The following is a 17,623-nucleotide window of genomic DNA, read 5'->3' on the forward strand; positions in this document are numbered from 1 at the left end:
CCGGTCACCGTTCTCCCCGACTCTGGTCGACGGCCTGGCGCCTGTCCGCGATGCGGTCGGCGCACTCGAAGCCGGCGACGATGCCGCCGTTGAGCGAGCGCTCGGGGTACTGGGCGCGGGAGGCCATCCCGGCGTAGTAGACGCCGTCGGCCACCTCGTCGCCGAGGTCGTAGGGCACGACCATGTCGAGGTAGCCGCGCTCGTAGACGGGTGCGGTCCGGGGGTTCCGGGCGGTCTCGACCCAGTTCACCAGCTCCGGGTCGAACTCCGGGTAGAGGTCCTGGATGCCCTCGGCCCAGTACGACTCCACCTCCTCGTCGGTCATGTTCCAGAGGTCCTCCTCGGGGTCCTGAACGTAGCTCGCGGTGTAGTAGAGGTGCTCGCCGCCGTAGCGCTCTTCGGGCACGAAGTTGGTGTGCTCGATGAGGACGCCGAAGCGAGCGTCGTCCTTCAGGTTGAGCCAGTAGGTGTCGGTCAGGGAGGCGTCCAGGGACCAGACCGTACAGACCGTTCCCTGGAAGTCGATGTCGCAGGCGTAGCCGGTCAGGTCCTCGAGCACGTTCGGCATCGCAGCGACGACCACGGCGTCGACGTCGTGCGTCTCGACGCCGCCGTCCGTCTCGGCGGTGAGCGACGTGACCGCCCCGCCGGTCGTGTCGACCTCGCTCACCCGTGCGCCGGTCTTGATGTGCTCCCGCCCGACGGCGTCCAGGAGCGCGTCGACGAGCACCGAGAAACTGCCCTCGAAGTAGCCCAGTTGCTCGCCCCGGAGCAGGTCGCGCTCGCCCCGGAACTTGATGCGCCCGAGCAACCACGCTGCCGACACGTCGTCGACGCGGGACCCGAACTTGGCGTCGAGCAACGGTTCGAAGAACGACTCGTAGACGTTCTCCGTCGTGTGCTCGACGACGAACTCCCGTATCGGCACGTCCTCGAAGTCCTCCAGGTTCTCGTAGGTGTCGAACGAGGGGACGCCGCCCCGGAGGTCGACCTCCATCGTGAGCAGCCCGAGCCTGAACTTGTCGTACAGCGAGAGGTAGGGGTAGGCGGCAATCTCCCACGCCTTGTCCATCGGGTGGGCGACGCCGTCGACGTAGTAGGAGTCGGACTTGTAGCGCCACTCGACGCGGTCACCCAGTCCGAGGTCATCGGCCAGGTCGACGATGGTCTCCTCGGACCTCGAGAGGTGGTGGTAGAACTTCTCGATGGGGTCGCCGGCGGTCTCGTACACCGCGGCCAGTCCCCCGAGGTCGTCGCTCGCCTCGAAGACGCGAACGTCGTGACCGTTGCGCTGGAGGCGGTAGGCGGCGGCGAGTCCGGCGATTCCCCCGCCGACGATGCCGACTGTCATACCACGTCGTCCGGCATCAGGGGCGATGTGTCTTTTGGATGTGAGACGGCGCGGTCGCATCTCTCTCCGCTAGATTTTTAGCCACACTGCGGGAAGGCACGGGCATGCTCACCGTCCGCGCTCCTGCGACCAGCGCCAACCTCGGTAGCGGCTTCGACGTCTTTGGGCTGGCGCTCGACGCACCCGCGGACGTGGTCCGGGTCGAACGCGCCGCGGAGACGACCATCGAGTTGACGGGCGCAGGGAGCCAGTACATCCCGGAGGACCCGGCCAAGAACACGGCCGGCGTCGTCGCACAGGAACTCGACGCTCCGGCACGGATTCTCATCGACAAGGGCGTTCGGCCGGCTTCAGGGCTCGGGTCGTCGGCGGCGAGTGCGGCCGGTGCGGCCGTCGCGCTGAACGCGCTCTACGACCGCGGCCTCTCCGACGAGGAACTGGTCCGCGTCGCCGCCGAGGGCGAGGCCGTCGTCTCGGGGGCGGCCCACGCGGACAACGTCGCGCCGGCCATCTTCGGCGGGTTCACCGTCGCCCGCGGCGACGGCGTCACGCACGTCGACGCGTCGCTCCCGCTGGTGGTCTGTCTCCCCGACATCGTCGTCTCGACGAGGGACGCACGCCGGGTCGTTCCCGACTCCGTCGCGATGGACGACGTGGTCGAGACGGTCGGGAGCGCCGCCACGCTCGCGATCGGGATGGCCCGTGACGACCCCTCGCTCGTGGGCCGTGGCCTCCACGAGTCCGTCGTCACCCCGAGACGGGCGGAACTGGTCACGGGGTACGACGCTGCTCGGGCGGCGGCACTCGACGCGGGTGCGACCGGGGTCACGATAAGCGGTGCTGGCCCGGGCGTGCTGGCTGTCTGTCGGACCCACGAGGGCCGTCGGCACGTCGCGGGTGCGATGGTCGAGGCGTTCGACGCCGCCGGGGTCGACGCCCGTGCCTACCAGACGGCCGTCGGTGACGGCGCGCGACTGTTCCGCTGACACCGTGGATTTATAGTGCCAACACGTGACATGGGTACGTATGGCAACCCGGAGTCCGGCGTCCCCACTCCTCGACGACGACCGGTCCATCTGGTGGTACGGCGTTCTCGCAGAGCGCGTGGGAGCCGCCGTGGCGAGCGTCGCGCTGGCCGTGGCCGCCGTAACCGCGGTTCCCCTCGCGAGCGACGCGGCTACCGCGAGCGCCGCCGTCGCGCAGGTGGCCCACGTCGCAGCGGCCGACCCCGGGTCGCTGTCGCTCGTCGCCGCTACCTGTCACTACGCGCTGATGGGCGTGGCCGTGGGGACCTGGTTCCTGGGACTCGGATTTATCCTCACGGGGGTCTTCGAACGAGACGATGCGCTGTGACGGACCGATCGACGTCGACGTACCGGTGGACGACGAAGTGACAGAGACGACCCTCGCCGAGGACGCGACCGTGGCCGCGGTCTCGCTGGCTATCGTCGTCGCCATCGGGTTCGCCGCCCAGGTCGACGTGTACACCCCGCTCGTCGTCGTGTCGTTCCTCGGGTCCATCCTGCTCGAGGTAGCGCTCACGAGGTGGGAGACCACGGTCAGGGACGTCTGGGGTCGCCAGTGGGTGCGGCCCCTCGCCGTCACCCTCCTCGTCGCCGTTGCCCTGGTGGGCGCGTTCGTCGCGCCGTCGCTGGTCTTCGCCGTGCTCTGGGGCGGACTGGCAGGCTACCTCCTGCTTGCGGCGCTGGTGCTCGGTGGCGTCCTCTCGGTGTCCTCGGAGTAGTTCGCTCCGACCGGTCACCGGGCTTCGCTGGCGAACTGGCGACGCGGCGTCGAGACTCGTGGCCGGTGCGTCGCACTCCGCGTCCCGGACCACGGCGACGGTCAGGTCACGCCGGTCGTGGCCTCGTCATCGGATAAAAAGGCTCGTCGAGTCCCGTCCCGTCCGTTCAGACGCCGCGGCCCTGCATCTTCTCCTCGTCGGGCAGGTCGACGTTGGCGTCGCCCTTCATGCTCTTGCCGAGGTTGGAGGCGATGTCGGCGAGCGTCTCGGGGTCGTCCCAGTTGTTGACCGCCTGGACGATGGCCGTGCCCATCTCCTCGGGGTTCTCGGCGCCGAAGATGCCGGACCCGACGAAGATGCCGTCGCACTCGTGGTACATCATCAGAGCGGCGTCGGCGGGCGTCGCGATGCCGCCGGCGGCGAAGTTGACGACCGGGAGGCGACCCATCTCTGCCGTCTCGTGTACGAGTTCGGCCGGCGCCTCGTGCTCGCGGGCCCACTTCTCGCGCTCCTCCCAGTGCATCCCCTCGAGCTTGCGAATCGCGCCCTTGATGGTGCGCTGGTGGTGGACGGCCTGGTTCACGTCGCCGGTTCCGGCCTCGCCCTTCGTGCGAATCATCGCCGCGCCCTCGTCGATGCGTCGGAGCGCCTCGCCGAGGTTGCGGGCGCCACAGACGAACGGCGCGGTGAACTCGCGCTTGTCGATGTGGTAGGCGTCGTCGGCGGGCGTCAGCACCTCCGACTCGTCTATCATGTCCACGCCGACGGCCTCGAGAATCTCGGCCTCCTTCCGGTGGCCGATCCGTGACTTGCCCATCACGGGGATGGAGACGCTCTCGACGATGTCCTTCACGTCGGCGGGGTCGGCCATCCGTGCGACGCCGCCCCGCTTTCGGATGTCGGCCGGGACGGCCTCGAGCGCCATCACGGCGACCGCACCGCACTCCTCGGCGATCTTCGCCTGCTCGACGTTCACCACGTCCATGATGACGCCGCCTTTCTGCATCCGGGCGAACCCGCGCTTGACGAGTTCGGTCCCGCGCTTGAGTTCCTCGAGGTCTGTCTCCTCGGTCATATCTCGGTGATTGGGTCCGACTACACTTAACCGGTGTCGTTCCGCCGCGACGCCGGTCGCACCGGTCGACGGGCGGAACCGTCACGGCTTTCAGATGGCCATCCGTTACCGGTGACGATGCAGTGGCCATTCGCCGACCCGCCGGAACGTGAGGACCTGCCGCGGTACGTCGCGCCCGTCCCGGCGGTCATCGAAGACTTCGGCCTCCGGTTCGCCTGGGTGGTCGTCGCCGTCAACCTGCTCGGGACCGCCTTCGGCTTCTACTACTACGGTTTGAACCCGACCGTGCCGGGCTTCGTCGAGGGGCAGTTCGCCGTCGAACCCCTCGTGATGTGGCCGTTCGTCCCCGACAGTCCGGTCGCGACGCTGTTCATCGCGCTCGCGTTCGGGGCGTGGTTACTCGACCGCCAGAACGACTACCTGAGCGCCCTGGCGTTCTTCGGCTGTCTCAAACTCGGCGCGTGGACGCCGTTCGTCCTGCTGGCGTTCATGGAAGGGTTCAGCAAGACCCACGTGGCGATGTACAACTTCCTCTTCTGGAGTCACCTCGCGATGGTGCTGCAGGGGTTCGTCCTCCACAGGATAACGGACTTCCCGGTCAGGGCGGTCGCCGTCGCCCTGCTCTGGTACGGACTCAACGACGTGGTGGACTACTTCGTCCCAATCGTCGGCACGCCCCACCACACGGTCATCCCGGGCGAGCCACTCGTCGGCGGCGCCATAGTCCACACCCCCGGGCCGCACCGCATCGCGGCCGCCGGTGCCGTCGTCCTGACGATGCTGGCGACGTTCCTCGCGCTGTCGACGCGCGTGGAGAAACTGGAACTCGAACTGGAGAGCCGGTGACGGTGCCCGTCGACCGGTCGACCGGACCGGTCGCATCGAACCCGGTGTGATTGCTCCTGGCGCTACCTCGCATCGATACTGATGCGATGGCCGGTAGGGACGCACCCGAATCGGACCGTCCAGTCGGCCGACGTCGAGGCGGTCGTCGAGGACGCCCACGAAGTGGCCAGTCCGGTCTGCCTTCCGCCGGTCGCCCGTCGGACAGGCGAGCGTCGGGGCCAGAACGATGTCGTCTCACCCCGTAGTGACGGCCATGGCTGCGACGCCGAAGACGGGGTGGCGGAGTCCCGGGGACCTGGTTCGACGCTGGCTCTCGCCGTCCCGGGCCGTCGTCCTCGCCGCCGGGACGTACCTCCTCTGGACGGCGGTCACGTACCTGCTCGAAGGGCGGATTCGGACGCTCCTCCGCCCGGAGGCGGCCACCGACCGACTGGTGTACGCCGTCGTCGCGAACGTTCTCGTGGGGACGGTCCTTGCCCTCTGGGTCGTTCGCCAGTTCGTCGCGTCGGGGCTCGTGACCCGCGACCGCCTCGGGTTCGGCCCGCCCGTGCGGACGGCCGTCACTGTACTCGTCGCCGGCGTCGTCGGACTCGGGTCGTTCCTCCTCCAGGACCCGCCGTCGACCGACCCGGTCGTCGTCGGCAACGCGTTCGCGCAGGTCCTCAGCGTCTCCATCGCGGAACTGGTGGTCTGCTGGGTCGTCCTCGGCGGGACACTGGAGGCGGCCCTCCGGCATCGCGGCCTGTCCGGCCCCCTCGCGACGGCGCTCGCTCTCGTCACGGCGAGCGTGGCGTTCGGCCTCTACCACGTCGCCCACAGCCCCCCGTTCGACCAGCCTGCGACGATGGCCCTCCTCACGGTCGTCGGGGTCGGGACGGGGCTGTTCTTCTTCGTCGGTCGGTCGACGTACGGGGCGCTGGTCTTCCACAACTTCATGGCGCTCTTCGGGGTCACCCGGGCGCTCGCGGCGGCGGGCCGGCTGGACGCCTACCGGTCACAACAGGTCCCGATACTGGCGATGGCGCTCGTCTCGACGGTCGTCCTCGTCGTGTCCGAGCGCGTCCTCGTACGGGGAGTGGGAGAAGAGGATACGTCGTAACCGCCCCTGCGGACTTCGCCGGTCCGTCCTCAGCGGACGACGACCACGGCGTCGCCGGCTTCGAGCATCGTGCCCTCGCCGGAGTAGGTGCGTTCCTCGCGGACCTCGAACTCGTCGGCCGCGAGTTCCTCGCCGGCGAGTCGGAGCGTCTCGCCGTCGAGTTCGTAGTCGCCGGCCTCGATGGCGGCGTCGAACTCGCCGACCTTGCCGCCGTACTTCGGGCCGAGCGTCGCGTAGTCGAGACTGATGTCGGCGATCTCCGTCGTTATCTCCGGCGCGCTGTCGAGCAGTTCGAACTCCTCGACGTGCATGACGCCGGCGATGGCGTCGGTGAAGCCGTCGACGTCGCCGTACACCGCGACGTGGTCCAGGGGTTCGTTCAGCGGGAGCTGGTTCTCGGACTTGTACCGCCGGAGCGCGCCGATGACGGCCATCGCGGCCTCGCCGCCGGACAGGTCGGCCTCGTAGCCGCGGGGTTCGAGCCACGACTGGCGGTGGATGCTCGTCCCGGGTTCGCCGACGACGCCGTCGTACATGTCGTGCCACAGCTCCTCCGTGATGTGCGGAATCAGCGGTGCGAACAGCTTCAGGAACGTCCGGTGGGCCGTCCTGAGCGCGTACCCCGTGGACTGGCTCTCCGCCTCGTCGATGCGCTGTTTGGCGATCTCGAGGTAGTCGTCGCAGAACGTGTTCCAGAAGAACGTCCGCAGGCTGTCTCGTGCCTTGGCGAACTCGTACTCCCGGAACTGCTCGGTGGTCTCGGCGACGATGGCGTCGAGTTCGGCCAGCAGCCACTCGTCGAGCGCGTCGAGTTCCTCCGGTTCCGCGACCGGTTCGGGCGCGAGGTGGTGGACCAGTTTCGAGGCGTTCCAGAGCTTGCGTAGCAGTTTCTCGCCCGCGACGATGTCCTTCTCCTTGAACGGGAAGTCGTCGCCGACCGCAGTGCTCGCGGCCCAGTACCGGACCGCGTCGATGGGGAACTCGGCGACGACGCGGGCCGGTTCGACGACGTTGCCCCGGGACTTGGACATCTTCTCGCGGTTCTCGTCGAGGACGTGGCCGTTGATGAGGACCGAGTCGAACGGCACCTCGCCGGTGTGCTCGTAGCACTTGACGACGGTGTGGAACAGCCAGAACGAGATGATGTCGTGGCCCTGCGGCCGCAGGTCGGCCGGGTAGAGTTCGGGTTCGGCCATCGTGAACTCCCCGGCGTCCTCGTCCCAGTCCCACCCGGCGTTGACGAGGGGCGTCAGGCTGGAGGTCGCCCACGTGTCGAAGACGTCGTCCTCCGGTTCGAACTCGTCGTGGCCACACTCCGGACAGGCGTCGACCGGCGGGTCGTCGGAGAGCGGGTCGACCGGCAGGGACTCGCGCTCGGCGAGGACCTCGTGACCGCAGTCGGTGCAGTACCAGACGGGGAACGGGATGCCCGAGTCGCGCTGGCGGGAGATGAGCCAGTCCCACTCCAGCCCCTCGATCCAGTGTTCGTACCGCGTGAACATCTTCTCGGGGTACCAGTCCATCTCGCGGCCGGCCTCCAGGTACTCCTCCTTGTGGTCGAGTATCTCGACGTACCACTGCTTGGAGACGCGGAACTCGACGTCGGTCTCGCAGCGCTCGTGGACCTGGACCGTGTGGGTGAGTTCCTCGCGCCCCTCGAGGTAGCCGGCCTCGTCGAGTTCCTCGACGATGGCCTCGCGGGCCTCGTGGGTGCTCAAGCCCTCGTACTCGCCGGCGAGGTCGGTCATCGTCGCGGACTCGTCGATGGCGACGCGCAGTGGCAGGTCGTGGGCCTGGTACCACTCGATGTCCTTCTGGTCGCCGAAGGTACAGCACATGACGACGCCGGTCCCCTTCTCCAGGTCGACGCGGTCGTCCTCGATGATGGGGACCTCGTGGCCGAAGATGGGGACCGCCGCCGTCTTGCCGACGAGGTCCTGGTTCTCCTCGTCGTCGGGGTGGACGAACACCGAGACGCAGGCCGGGAGCAGTTCCGGGCGCGTCGTCCCGATGACGAACGAGTCGCGTCCGTCCTCGGTGGGTTCGGTCAGGTCGAACCGGACGTCGTTGAAGTACGTGTGTCGTTCGGCGTCCTCCTGTTCGACCTGCGAGATGGCGGTCTCGCACTCGGGACACCAGATGGCGGGCGCCTTCTTCCGGTACTCGCGGCCCTGCTCGTAGAGGTCGAGGAAGGAGAGCTGGGAGATGCGCTGGACCCGCGGTTCGATGGTCTTGTAGGTGCGGTTCCAGTCGATGCTCATGCCGAGGTCCTGCATCTTCTCGGTGAACTCGGCCTCGTACTCCTGGCAGACCTCGCGGCACTTCTCCTGGAACTCGCGCCGGGAGAAGTCCTGGTGGCGGATGCCCAGGTCGGACTCGGTGAGTCGCTCGGAGGCGATGCCGTTGTCGTCGTACCCGAACGGGAACATCACGTCGCCGCGGTCCATCCGGTTGAACCGGGCCGCGAAGTCCTGTAACGTGTGCCCGTACAGGTGGCCCATGTGCAGGCTCCCGGACACCGTCGGCGGCGGGGTGTCGATGGCGTAGACCGTGTTCGGGTCCACCTGCTCCTCGTCGGGGTCGTACGCGTAGGTCTCCTCGTCGACCCATCGGTTCTGCCACTCCTCCTCCGTCGCCTGGGGGTCGTAGTCTCCGTCTGGCATGTGTGATTCTCGTTGTCCTGTCAGTGGTCGATTCGCCGTTTAATACAATCGATGCAGTCCCGCGTCGACGGTGCCGCCGCTCCTCGGTCGCGAGTTCGAGAGAACGCCGGGCACCGCTGTCTGGCGTTACGTACGTACTACGGCGACAGCAGAGTGCTCCATACGGGTCCGTGGTCGTCGGTGGGATAAAAAGCCAGCGGTGGTGTGTGGGCGGGTCGTGGCCGACGCGACCGACGACGACTCACTCCTCGCCCGAGTGCGCCCGGACCCACAGTTCGCCGATGCGCGACAACCGCGTCCGGTAGGACTTCCCGACCTCCTCCTGCTCGATGTAGCCCTTGCCCCCCGGACCCAGTCGGTCGACGTTGTAGATGACCTTCGACCGGAAGGAGTCGGTGTACTCCTCGTTGAGTTCCCGGGCGAGCGATTCGGCGAGTTCCGAGACGGAACCGAACTCGCCGGCCTCCCCGAGTTTGAACAGGATGACCTCCTCGAAGGGTTTGACGTTGGAGAACAGGGCGACGGGCAGTTCGACGATGTGGCTGCCGTCTATCTCCTTCGCACCGATGGTCGTCCCGCGCTCGTCGAACTCGGCCAGCAGGTCCGTCGCGGCGTCCAGGCGCTCGGTGACGCGGTCGTCCTCGACGCCGGACTCCAGCAGGTCCGTGAGGAGGTCGCGTTGCTTGCGCAGTTCCGTCGCCAGTTCGGTCTCCAGGTAGCGCTCGGGGGCGGTGTAGTAGGTGTGGATCTGCTGGCGGTCCTCCTCGCGTTCGACCATGAGCGAGTGCGCCGCCGTCGCGAACGCGAACGAGACGGTGCGGGGCATCGCCGCGACGTTCACCCAGACCTCGTTGCCCCGGTCGAGTTCGTCGTTGATGAGGTCGTACGCCTGCTCGAACGCCTCGTCGTAGTCGTAGACGTCCTCGATGACGAAGCGCTCGGTCTCGGCACCGAGCAGGTTCCGGAAGTCCGTCTCCAGTTTCTTCGAGAGGTTCCGGGAGTACTCGACGTTGGCCTCGCTCCCCACCGCACCCTCCAGCAGGACGACGCGGTCCACGTCGAACTGGTCGCGGACCAGCGGGGCGATGAGCCGGTCGTAGTCGAACCCGACCGGGACGATGTGGGTCTGCATGGTCGACCATTCACGCGACGCGTTCAAAAGCGTTCTATTCGGCGTTCCCGACCCGTCGTCGCGCCCCGGCAGTCCGCGTCAGTCGCCTTCCACGCCCTCGACCCGGTACACAGACCGGTCCTCGCCGGGGGCTGCGTCCGTCCCGAGCGAGACGACCACCGTCAGCACCAGACCGATGACCATCCCGACGACGCCCGGCGTCCACCCGAGGTAGTACTGCGCGGGGGGTGCAGTGAAGAAGAAGTCGAATAAGAAGACGTTGAAGAGGTAGAACGCCTGGCTGCCGAGGACGCCGACGAGCATCCCGACGCGGGTCGTCCTGTCCCAGTAGAGCGAGACCAGCACCGGCAGGGAGAGCTGTGCGAAGCCACTGAAGGCCGTCTCGCCTATCTCGACGAGCGTCCCCGGGGCGTAGAGGCTCGCGGCGAACGACCCCGTGGCGAAGACGACCACGCCGGTGCGTGCGACGAGCATCTCCCGCCTGTCGGCCGCCTGCTGGGCCTCGTCTACCCGTCCCGTCAGGGGCCGGTAGAGGTCCCGCGTCAGGTACGACGACCCGGACAGCAGCATCGAGTCGCTGGAGGACATCATCGCGGCCAGCGCGCCGGCGATGACGAGCGCCGCGAACCACGTCGGCGTGTACGCGTCCAGCAGTATCGGAACGACGTTGCTGTTCTCGTCGGGCAGCACGACGCCGAGTCCGGCCGCCCACGACCCGAGCATGAACGCCGGGACGAACAGGAGGAGGACGAGGACGGGCCAGAGCGCGAACGTCCGCTTCAACACGGTCTTCGACCCGGCGGCGAAGAACCGCTGGTTGATCTGTGGGAACATCGTCACGCCGAAGGCGATGCTGACGGCCGTCGAGATGATGTACTGTGGCGTGTAGAAGTCGCCGCCGAGCGAGAGGAAGTCGGGGTGTTCCGCCGCGAGCTGGGCGGTGGCCGCACCGGCACCGCCGACCGTGGAGAGGATCCACGCGACGGCCAGCCAGACGAGCGAGAGCATGAACAGCCCCTGGAGCGTGTCGGTCCAGGCGACCCCACGCATGCCCGAGACGGTGACGTAGAGTATCATGAACAGGGTGATGCCGCCGGCACCGGCCCAGAACGGGACCGCACCCTCGGTGAGGCCGACGAGCGCCTGCCCGGCGGCCTTCTGCTGGAGCATCACGTAGGGGAACAGCCAGAAGATGCTCACGCCGGCGACCACGACGCGCAGGCCCGTCGACCCGAACCGGTCGCCGAGCATCTCCCCGAGGGTCACGTAGCCCTGGCGCTTGCCGACGAGCCACTGCTTGTAGCCGACCACGTACCAGAGGACGGCGAAGATGATGCCGTCCATCAGTCCCATGACGAGTATCCACTCCGGCCCTTGCAGGAAGGCGAGGTTCGGCCCGCCGAAGAAGGTGAACCCGGACAGCAGCGTCGCGAACGTGGTGAACAGCAGGACGACGGTCCCGAGCGTCCGACTGGCGAGGTAGTAGTCCTCCGCGGTCCGGTCGGTCAGTCGGTACGCGACGACGCCGACCACCAGGGTGACGACCATGTACGCACCGATGATGCCGACCTGCAGGGTCGTCTCATCCATCGCGACTCACCGCCTCGACGCCGACGCCCCAGTCGGTCCGTGCGAACACGGCGAAGACGACCGAACAGAGGACCATCCAGCCGACGTGCCACCAGAGCCACACCGGCAGGCCGTAGACGACGTCGCCGTTCCCCCAGAGGAACCACGGGACGGCCAGAACGACCAGCACGAGCGCGACCAGTGCCCAGCCGGCGGTTCGAACGATGCTCATTCTGGGGAGTCGTACCCTCCGGCCACACAAATCAGTACCGGGTGGTCGGGCGGGTCGTCAGACCGGGCGATATCGTCAGTTGCGGAGCGTGATGGTCCGTCTCCTGATGGAACCACAGCTAGGACAGATATGTCTGTAGAGCACCCTGTCGCCGCTCGTCTCGGCCTTCCAGTGGCCATCGTCGTCCTCGTAGCCACAGCTCGGACACGTGAGGTCGACGTCGTCGTAGTGGGACGTCAACCGGTCGAACGCCGTCGCACCACTGCGCCACGTGTGAGACATACTCTAGCACAGGCCGGCGAGTACGATAAGTGTGTGGTTCGAACCGAAGCGGGGACCCCCGCTACCGCGTCGGAAGCCAGCGCATCCAGCTGTCGCCGGGGTCGTGGTGCGCCCTGTCGTCGGCGTCAGGGACGGCGCTCACCCGATGGAACACGGCCTCGGGGTCCTTGTTCCAGAGCCAGTGCCAGCGCGTCTTGGCGACGAGGTAGAACTTCCGGGCCGTGGTCAACTCCGGTTCGTTCGTGACCACGTCGTAGTCCACGGCGCGTATCGCCCGGTGGTGTTCGGCGTAGAGCACCGCCGCCAGCAACACCGCGAACTGGCAGTCCTCGGGGAGGTACCGGATGCCGGCGACGCCATCGCGGTACAGTTCCTCCGCCCGGTGCAACTCGTCCTCGACGGCGTCCCGGAACGACGCGCTCGACTCCAGTCGTTCGACCTGTTCTGGGGGGACGCCGTGGCGCTCCAGGGTCTCGACGGGCAGGTAGATCCGGTCGCGGTCGACGACGTCCTCCCGCACGTCCCGCAGGAAGTTCGTCAACTGGAACGCCTCCCCCAGCGCGATGGCGTGTGGGAGCGCCCGCTCGTACTCCGCGTCGGTCAGGTCCATGATGTCGGTCATCATGACGCCGACGGCCGCCGCCGACCCGCGCATGTACGCCTCGAGGTCCTCGTACGTCTCGTAGCGGTCGCGGTCGATGTCGGTGGCCATCGCGTCGACGAACTCGTTCACCCACTCGTCGTCGATGTCGTGTTCGACGCAGAGTTCCCGGAAGGCGGCGAGCACCGGGTCGTCCGTCTCGGCCTCGCCGAGGACCTGCTCCCGGAGCGACTCCAGTCGCTCTGCCTGCACCTCCGGCGGCGGACCGTCGGGGTCGTCGACCACTTCGTCGGCGATGCGGAAGAACCCGTAGAGCACGTACGTCGAGTGTCTGATGCGCTTCGGGAGGAGCCGCGTCGCGAGGTGGAACGTTCGGCCCGTCTGCTGCTGTATCGTCTTTCCGGCCTTGACCTGTTTCTTCTTCATTGTCGATGTTCGAGGAGCCGTGAGGGCGTGGTCTCTGATTGTATGCTAGGCGACGTATCAGAATAGGCGACGTGCAAAACCAGTTGGGTACCCCCCATCGCACCGGGCGAACTCATCGCAGGTACCCCCACGCGTGGAGGCGGTCGGATTCGCCGTCGATCCAGCGCTCGCCGATGTCGTCGCGGTAGTAGTGGTTCGGGATGAGCACGCGGTCGACCCGGTCGTAGCACTGTTCGCGGGCCGCCGCCATCGTCTCGCCCATCCCCGTGACGACGAGGGGCATCCCGGACTCGCCGGCGACGCGCCAGTGGCCGTCGACGCGCTTTGCGTCCTCGATGTGGACGCCCTCGGGCGGGGCGGTCGGCCCGTCCCCGTCCTCGAAGACGACGGCCGCGTTGCGGGAGTTCTCGTCGTACGTCTTCGGGTCGTCGAAGGGGAACGGCGGGAGGACGACCCGGATGCACACCTGGTACCCGTGGTGGACGCGGAGGTCCGGAGCGTCGCCGGTCGCGAGTCCGGCGAGGAACTCGCCCGTCGGCGACTCCATCGACTCCTGCTGGAGGACGATGGTCGGGTAGCCGAACCGGGGGGTGAACTCCAGCGGGTAGATGCCGTCGCGGTTCACGATGCAGTTGATGTCGATGCTCCCGACGTAGCCCTCGGTCGCGAGCCAGTCCTCGACCCGGCCGAGGGTCTCGCGGAACAGCCGGTTCCGTCCGGACCAGAACATCGCCGTCCCCATCTCGCCGGTGGACGGTCCGATGTTGCCGGGGAAGAGCTTCTTGTGCTCGAAGTTGAAGTTTATCGGTTCGACGAACCCGTCCCCGTCGAAGAAGCCACAGACCGCTATCTCGACGCCGTCGACCCGTCGCTGGAGCTGGAACCCCTTCATCCGGTGCCCCCACGCCTTCTCGTAGGCGCGCAGGACGTCCACGACGTCGCTCCCGTCGCTCTCCCGGCCGACGTACAGGAGCCGTTTGACGTTCTGGACCTCCCCGAGGGGTTTGATGACGTAGGGGGCCGGATTCTCCCGGACGTGGGCGATACCGGCCTGGAAGTCGGCGAACTCCCGGTGGTCGAGGACCTCGACCCCGTTCGACTCGAGAACCGACATGGCGTAGCCGCGGTCGTCCTCCAGTCTGTCGGTGCTGGGTGTCCCGCCGACGACGGCGTGTCCCTCGGCGCGAAGGTCTTCGGCCAGTCGGCCCGTCCCGACCTCGTCACCGACCCAGATGTCGTCGAAGACGACGACGTCGGCCCAGTCGAGGTCGGCCCGCCAGTCCGACGTCTTCGGCACGAACCCGTCGGCGATCTCCCTGTCCTGCTCCGCGTCGATGTAGTACCGCACGTCGTGGCCCTCCTTCGACACCTGCCAGGCCAGGTCTCCAGCGAGGGCTGCATCGAGCGACAGGAAGAGGAAGTTCTCCTCGCCCATGGCTTCTCCGTCGCGGGCCAGCGATAAAAATCGGTGTGACGGTGGCCATCACCGATGGCGGTAGCGGCCGGTTTACGTCCGCGGCGCGCGGGGGAAGAAAGTTCCTACCGCCGGTATCCGGTGGGACTTGCGGCCGCCGGTCGTCCGGACCGGACGCGTCGCGGATCGACGACGTCCACCGCAGTAAGCCGTCGTTTCTTCCACTGTGACGAAGGTAACAAGACACTACCAGGACCGGAGAAATTTAAGTGAGTCCGCGCGACAGTGTACCTACGATGCGACTGACCGTGGTACTGGCCGGTCTCGTGTTGCTCGTCGCTCCGGTGGCCGGCGTGGCCGCCACCCAGACGACCGACACGACCGCCGACGACGTGGCGCTTCGGGTGACTGTGGTGAACGCGCAGGGTAGTGCCCTCGGGAACGCCGAAGTTACGGTATCGTACGACGACCAGGAACGGACGCGGGAGACGTTCTCGAACGGCGAGACGCTCTTCGACGTGCCCGACGGCGCCTCCGTCGAGGTGTTCGCCGAGCACCCGATGCTGGTGATGAACGACCCCGTGACCGTCGACATCGACGGGAACACGGAGGTGACGGTGACGATGTACCAGCCTGCGACGACGACGGTCTTCGTCCAGGACGCGAGCGGGGACCCCGTCGCCGACGCCAACGTCTGGCTTCGCAAGGACGGGGCCAGCAGGACCGCGGCCCGCGGGACGTCGGGGCCGGACGGAACGTTCTCGACGCCCGAGATAGAGTCCGGGGACTACAGCATCCACGTGACGAAGACGGGGTACTACGACGGGCGACTGGAGGTGACCCTCTCCGACGAGAGCGAACAGACCGTCGAGATAGCTGAGGGTCGCGTGAGCGTCGACTTCTCCGTGGTCGACCCCGAGGTCGACTCCGGCGACCCGATACAGGATGCGACCATCACGGTCGCCGACGGCCAGAGCACCGTCGGGACGTTCAGCACGGACAACAGCGGGAGCCGTGGCGTGACCCTCGACGTGAACACCGAGTACACGGTGAGCGTCGAGAAGGACGGCTACGAGTCCGTCAACCGGTCGCTCCGAATCGAGGAGAGCGACACGAGCGCGACGTTCGAGATGACCCGGACGCCGGAACTGACGGTCGAACCCGCGAACACGCAGGTCGTCGTCGGGCAGGACGTCCGCATCTCGGTCACCGACGAGTACGACCGGCCCGTCGCGGGCGCGGATATCCGGGCGGACGGGACCAGCGTCGCGACCACCGACGAGAACGGCGAGGCGATGGTGACGATAGACCAGGCTGGCGAGTTCGAGATCGACGCGGTCAATGGGTCGCTCACGTCCTCGGCCGTGGTCGTCGAGGGCGTGGAACCCCGAACCGACGCCCCGAGCGGGACGACCAGCGACGCGACGTCCGGGACCACCGAACCGCCGACGGACGGCGGCCCGACGCCCGGGTTCGGCGTCGTGGTGGCGCTCGTCGCGCTCGCCGCCGTCGCGCTCGTCGCACGTGGCCGACCCTGAGTGACGGACGGTCAGTCGAACAGGTCCTCGTGGCGCGACGCCAGGTCGGTGTACGCGCCCGACGAGTACGCGGTCGCGATCTCTTCTGGGTCGACGGTCGTCTCCGAGAGCGGGACGACCGTCGCCGGAACGCCACGGGCGAACGACTCCGCCGGGACCTCGAACCCGTCGGGCAGGACGGTACCCGCGGCGACGATGCTTCGCTCGCCGACGGACACCTCGGAGTTGAGGGTGGCGTTGATGCCGACGAGGGCACCCCGGTCCACCGTCGCGTCGTTCAGGACGGCGCCGTGGCCGACCATGACGCGTTCGCCGACCTCGGAGGCGTGGAACACGGCTGTGTCGCCGACGTGGGACTTCGCCCCGACGCGGACGGTCCCGACGTCGCCACGGAGGACGACGCCCGGCCAGACGCTCGCGTCCCGGCCGACGTGCACGTCGCCCACGAGGGTGGCATCACGGGCGACGAAGGCGTCGTCGTGGACGGTCGGGGCGGTGGACTCGAACGCGTAGTTTCGACTATCGACCATGTGGTATGTCGTCACTCCGCAGGCTCAAAACAGTTCGCGTGCGAGACGCATCGCGGGGCGTCACTCCTCCGGGGCGAGTCGGTCGCCGACGGTCCGTCCGTTCTCGAACGCGCGGTGGACCCGCCCCTCGCCGGCGACCCAGTCCCCCGCGACGAAGAGGCCGTGGTCCTCGACGCACCGGGCGTCGACGCGGTCGATGCTCGTCTCCGGGAGTGCGTACCGCCAGCCCTGACCGTCGACCCAGTCGGGGTCCGCGAGTCGGTCGTCGTCGAGCAGGTCGGCGACGAGGTCCGCTGCCAGCTCGGCGGCCGTCTCCGTCGGTTCGTCGTAGTGCTCGACGGACCACCCGGACGCCATCTGGGCGACGAGCAGGCTCTGGCCGTCGGGGACGTGCCCGGGTTTGCACTCCTCGCGTGCGAGCCAGCCCACGTCGTGCTCCCGGTCGGGGTTGACGAGCGCGTACCACGGCCGGTCGAGTTCGAACGGGTAGTGGAGCAGGAGCGTCCGGACGGTGCGGAACTCGACGGCGTCGACGGCCGCCCGGAGTCTGTCGACCGGGGCCTCGCCGTCGGCGACCTCCGTCGCGCCGAGCAGGTCGGCCGTCTGGGGGGCCGGTGGCGTCAGCACGACCGCGTCGAACGGGCCGTAGGTCTCGCCGTCGGCGTCGGTCAGGTGCCAGCCGCCGTCGTCGCGGCGGAGCGAGGCGATGCGCGTCTCGGTGTGGACGGTCGCCCCGGACCGCCGCAGTACCCGCTTTGCGAACTGGGTGATGCCCTCCGTGTAGGTCCACTTCCGGCCGCTCTCGCGCCCCTCGCTGACGAGGCCGTCGGCGTCGTGCGTCCACACCGGTTCGTCGATGTCGACGAGGCCGTCGGTCCCGAGTCCGTAGAGCAGGTCGTCGACCCACGTCTCGTCGCCCGGGTTGAGGTAGTTCGCACCGTGGTCGTATCGACAGCCGTGGCCCCGCCTGGTGGCTGCGCGGCCCGAGATGCCCCTGGCCTTCTCGAACAGCGTCACTGCGGCGTCCGAGTCCCGGAGTGCGTCGGCCACTCCGACCCCGGCGGCGCCGGCACCGACGACTCCGACCGTGCGTGTCATCGGGTGGAACTGCGTGCGTGAGA

Annotated in this window: 17 protein-coding genes; 6 read left to right on the forward strand and 11 right to left on the reverse strand. The window is 68.0% G+C overall.

What is annotated here, in order from left to right; translation table 11 throughout:
- Positions 1 to 4: 4 nt before the first annotated feature.
- Positions 5 to 1,351 (reverse strand): NAD(P)/FAD-dependent oxidoreductase, encoded by a 1,347-nt coding sequence (locus ACSC1W_RS07135; RefSeq protein WP_435346242.1) that lies wholly within the window; start codon positions 1,349 to 1,351, stop codon positions 5 to 7.
- A 104-nt stretch (positions 1,352 to 1,455) separates the two neighbouring features.
- Between ACSC1W_RS07135 and ACSC1W_RS07140 the strand changes: the two genes are divergently transcribed.
- The 3 genes from ACSC1W_RS07140 to ACSC1W_RS07150 are packed head-to-tail and all read left to right on the forward strand — an operon-like array spanning position 1,456 to position 3,095.
- On the forward strand, positions 1,456 to 2,337 hold the full coding sequence (locus ACSC1W_RS07140; RefSeq protein WP_435346243.1) for a homoserine kinase: 882 nt from the start codon (positions 1,456 to 1,458) through the stop codon (positions 2,335 to 2,337).
- 40 nt (positions 2,338 to 2,377) lie between these two features.
- Entirely contained in the window at positions 2,378 to 2,704 is a 327-nt protein-coding gene (locus ACSC1W_RS07145; protein WP_435346244.1) for a hypothetical protein, read from the forward strand.
- Complete coding sequence (locus tag ACSC1W_RS07150) at positions 2,694 to 3,095, forward strand: hypothetical protein (RefSeq protein ID WP_435346245.1); 402 nt, start codon at positions 2,694 to 2,696, stop codon at positions 3,093 to 3,095. The genes ACSC1W_RS07145 and ACSC1W_RS07150 overlap by 11 nt, the downstream gene beginning before the upstream one ends.
- A 166-nt stretch (positions 3,096 to 3,261) precedes the next feature.
- Here the strand turns inward: ACSC1W_RS07150 and pdxS are convergent, their stop codons facing one another.
- Positions 3,262 to 4,170 carry a pyridoxal 5'-phosphate synthase lyase subunit PdxS gene (gene pdxS / locus ACSC1W_RS07155; RefSeq protein WP_435346246.1) on the reverse strand — a complete coding sequence of 303 codons (909 nt, stop codon included), beginning with the start codon at positions 4,168 to 4,170 and terminating at the stop codon, positions 3,262 to 3,264.
- Positions 4,171 to 4,287: 117 nt separating this feature from the next.
- Between pdxS and ACSC1W_RS07160 the strand changes: the two genes are divergently transcribed.
- Both ACSC1W_RS07160 and ACSC1W_RS07165 read left to right on the forward strand, forming a co-directional pair.
- Positions 4,288 to 5,016, forward strand: coding sequence for a DUF1405 domain-containing protein (locus ACSC1W_RS07160; protein ID WP_435346247.1), 729 nt, complete (start codon positions 4,288 to 4,290; stop codon positions 5,014 to 5,016).
- 253 nt (positions 5,017 to 5,269) lie between these two features.
- The gene (locus tag ACSC1W_RS07165) at positions 5,270 to 6,115 is read left to right on the forward strand and encodes a hypothetical protein (protein WP_435346248.1); all 846 of its coding nucleotides are present in this window, start codon (positions 5,270 to 5,272) and stop codon (positions 6,113 to 6,115) included.
- A gap of 29 nt (positions 6,116 to 6,144) precedes the next feature.
- Here ACSC1W_RS07165 and ACSC1W_RS07170 read toward each other — a convergent pair whose 3' ends face one another.
- The 7 genes from ACSC1W_RS07170 to ACSC1W_RS07200 all read right to left on the reverse strand — a co-directional run bounded on the left by ACSC1W_RS07170 (position 6,145) and on the right by ACSC1W_RS07200 (position 14,455).
- A complete protein-coding gene (locus ACSC1W_RS07170; protein WP_435346249.1) occupies positions 6,145 to 8,778 on the reverse strand; it encodes a valine--tRNA ligase in 2,634 nt (877 codons plus the stop codon).
- Between the two features lie 241 nt (positions 8,779 to 9,019).
- On the reverse strand, positions 9,020 to 9,910 hold the full coding sequence (locus ACSC1W_RS07175; protein WP_435346250.1) for an HFX_2341 family transcriptional regulator: 891 nt from the start codon (positions 9,908 to 9,910) through the stop codon (positions 9,020 to 9,022).
- 78 nt (positions 9,911 to 9,988) lie between these two features.
- A complete protein-coding gene (locus ACSC1W_RS07180) occupies positions 9,989 to 11,500 on the reverse strand; it encodes a sodium:solute symporter family protein (RefSeq protein ID WP_435346251.1) in 1,512 nt (503 codons plus the stop codon).
- Positions 11,493 to 11,711 carry a DUF3311 domain-containing protein gene (locus ACSC1W_RS07185; protein WP_435346252.1) on the reverse strand — a complete coding sequence of 73 codons (219 nt, stop codon included), beginning with the start codon at positions 11,709 to 11,711 and terminating at the stop codon, positions 11,493 to 11,495. The genes ACSC1W_RS07180 and ACSC1W_RS07185 overlap by 8 nt, the downstream gene beginning before the upstream one ends.
- Positions 11,712 to 11,786: 75 nt before the next feature.
- Positions 11,787 to 11,993 carry an HVO_0649 family zinc finger protein gene (locus ACSC1W_RS07190; protein WP_435346253.1) on the reverse strand — a complete coding sequence of 69 codons (207 nt, stop codon included), beginning with the start codon at positions 11,991 to 11,993 and terminating at the stop codon, positions 11,787 to 11,789.
- Between the two features lie 61 nt (positions 11,994 to 12,054).
- Positions 12,055 to 13,020, reverse strand: coding sequence for a phytoene/squalene synthase family protein (locus tag ACSC1W_RS07195; RefSeq protein ID WP_435346254.1), 966 nt, complete (start codon positions 13,018 to 13,020; stop codon positions 12,055 to 12,057).
- A 112-nt stretch (positions 13,021 to 13,132) separates the two neighbouring features.
- Entirely contained in the window at positions 13,133 to 14,455 is a 1,323-nt protein-coding gene (locus ACSC1W_RS07200; protein ID WP_435346255.1) for a phosphoribosylamine--glycine ligase, read from the reverse strand.
- 275 nt (positions 14,456 to 14,730) lie between these two features.
- On the opposite strand from ACSC1W_RS07200, the gene ACSC1W_RS07205 reads away from it, so the two are divergent.
- Positions 14,731 to 15,972 (forward strand): carboxypeptidase-like regulatory domain-containing protein, encoded by a 1,242-nt coding sequence (locus ACSC1W_RS07205; protein ID WP_435346256.1) that lies wholly within the window; start codon positions 14,731 to 14,733, stop codon positions 15,970 to 15,972.
- Between the two features lie 11 nt (positions 15,973 to 15,983).
- On the opposite strand, the gene ACSC1W_RS07210 is transcribed toward ACSC1W_RS07205, so the two are convergent.
- On the reverse strand, positions 15,984 to 16,502 hold the full coding sequence (locus tag ACSC1W_RS07210) for a gamma carbonic anhydrase family protein (RefSeq protein ID WP_435346257.1): 519 nt from the start codon (positions 16,500 to 16,502) through the stop codon (positions 15,984 to 15,986).
- 60 nt (positions 16,503 to 16,562) lie between these two features.
- Entirely contained in the window at positions 16,563 to 17,600 is a 1,038-nt protein-coding gene (locus tag ACSC1W_RS07215) for an NAD(P)/FAD-dependent oxidoreductase (RefSeq protein ID WP_435346258.1), read from the reverse strand.
- Positions 17,601 to 17,623 lie beyond the last annotated feature (23 nt).

The sequence above is a fragment of the Haloarchaeobius marinus genome, from assembly GCF_051207415.1.
Classification (GTDB): Archaea; Halobacteriota; Halobacteria; order Halobacteriales; family Natrialbaceae; genus Haloarchaeobius.

Excerpts from the sequence above, each read along its gene's own strand:
- ACSC1W_RS07135 (WP_435346242.1), bottom strand. The coding sequence starts at position 1,351 with ATGACAGTCGGCATCGTCGGCGGGGGAATCGCCGGACTCGCCGCCGCC.
- ACSC1W_RS07140 (WP_435346243.1), top strand. The coding sequence starts at position 1,456 with ATGCTCACCGTCCGCGCTCCTGCGACCAGCGCCAACCTCGGTAGCGGC.
- ACSC1W_RS07145 (WP_435346244.1), top strand. The coding sequence starts at position 2,378 with ATGGCAACCCGGAGTCCGGCGTCCCCACTCCTCGACGACGACCGGTCC.
- ACSC1W_RS07150 (WP_435346245.1), top strand. The coding sequence starts at position 2,694 with ATGCGCTGTGACGGACCGATCGACGTCGACGTACCGGTGGACGACGAA.
- pdxS (WP_435346246.1), bottom strand. The coding sequence starts at position 4,170 with ATGACCGAGGAGACAGACCTCGAGGAACTCAAGCGCGGGACCGAACTC.
- ACSC1W_RS07160 (WP_435346247.1), top strand. The coding sequence starts at position 4,288 with ATGCAGTGGCCATTCGCCGACCCGCCGGAACGTGAGGACCTGCCGCGG.
- ACSC1W_RS07165 (WP_435346248.1), top strand. The coding sequence starts at position 5,270 with ATGGCTGCGACGCCGAAGACGGGGTGGCGGAGTCCCGGGGACCTGGTT.
- ACSC1W_RS07170 (WP_435346249.1), bottom strand. The coding sequence starts at position 8,778 with ATGCCAGACGGAGACTACGACCCCCAGGCGACGGAGGAGGAGTGGCAG.
- ACSC1W_RS07175 (WP_435346250.1), bottom strand. The coding sequence starts at position 9,910 with ATGCAGACCCACATCGTCCCGGTCGGGTTCGACTACGACCGGCTCATC.
- ACSC1W_RS07180 (WP_435346251.1), bottom strand. The coding sequence starts at position 11,500 with ATGGATGAGACGACCCTGCAGGTCGGCATCATCGGTGCGTACATGGTC.
- ACSC1W_RS07185 (WP_435346252.1), bottom strand. The coding sequence starts at position 11,711 with ATGAGCATCGTTCGAACCGCCGGCTGGGCACTGGTCGCGCTCGTGCTG.
- ACSC1W_RS07190 (WP_435346253.1), bottom strand. The coding sequence starts at position 11,993 with ATGTCTCACACGTGGCGCAGTGGTGCGACGGCGTTCGACCGGTTGACG.
- ACSC1W_RS07195 (WP_435346254.1), bottom strand. The coding sequence starts at position 13,020 with ATGAAGAAGAAACAGGTCAAGGCCGGAAAGACGATACAGCAGCAGACG.
- ACSC1W_RS07200 (WP_435346255.1), bottom strand. The coding sequence starts at position 14,455 with ATGGGCGAGGAGAACTTCCTCTTCCTGTCGCTCGATGCAGCCCTCGCT.
- ACSC1W_RS07205 (WP_435346256.1), top strand. The coding sequence starts at position 14,731 with ATGCGACTGACCGTGGTACTGGCCGGTCTCGTGTTGCTCGTCGCTCCG.
- ACSC1W_RS07210 (WP_435346257.1), bottom strand. The coding sequence starts at position 16,502 with ATGGTCGATAGTCGAAACTACGCGTTCGAGTCCACCGCCCCGACCGTC.
- ACSC1W_RS07215 (WP_435346258.1), bottom strand. The coding sequence starts at position 17,600 with ATGACACGCACGGTCGGAGTCGTCGGTGCCGGCGCCGCCGGGGTCGGA.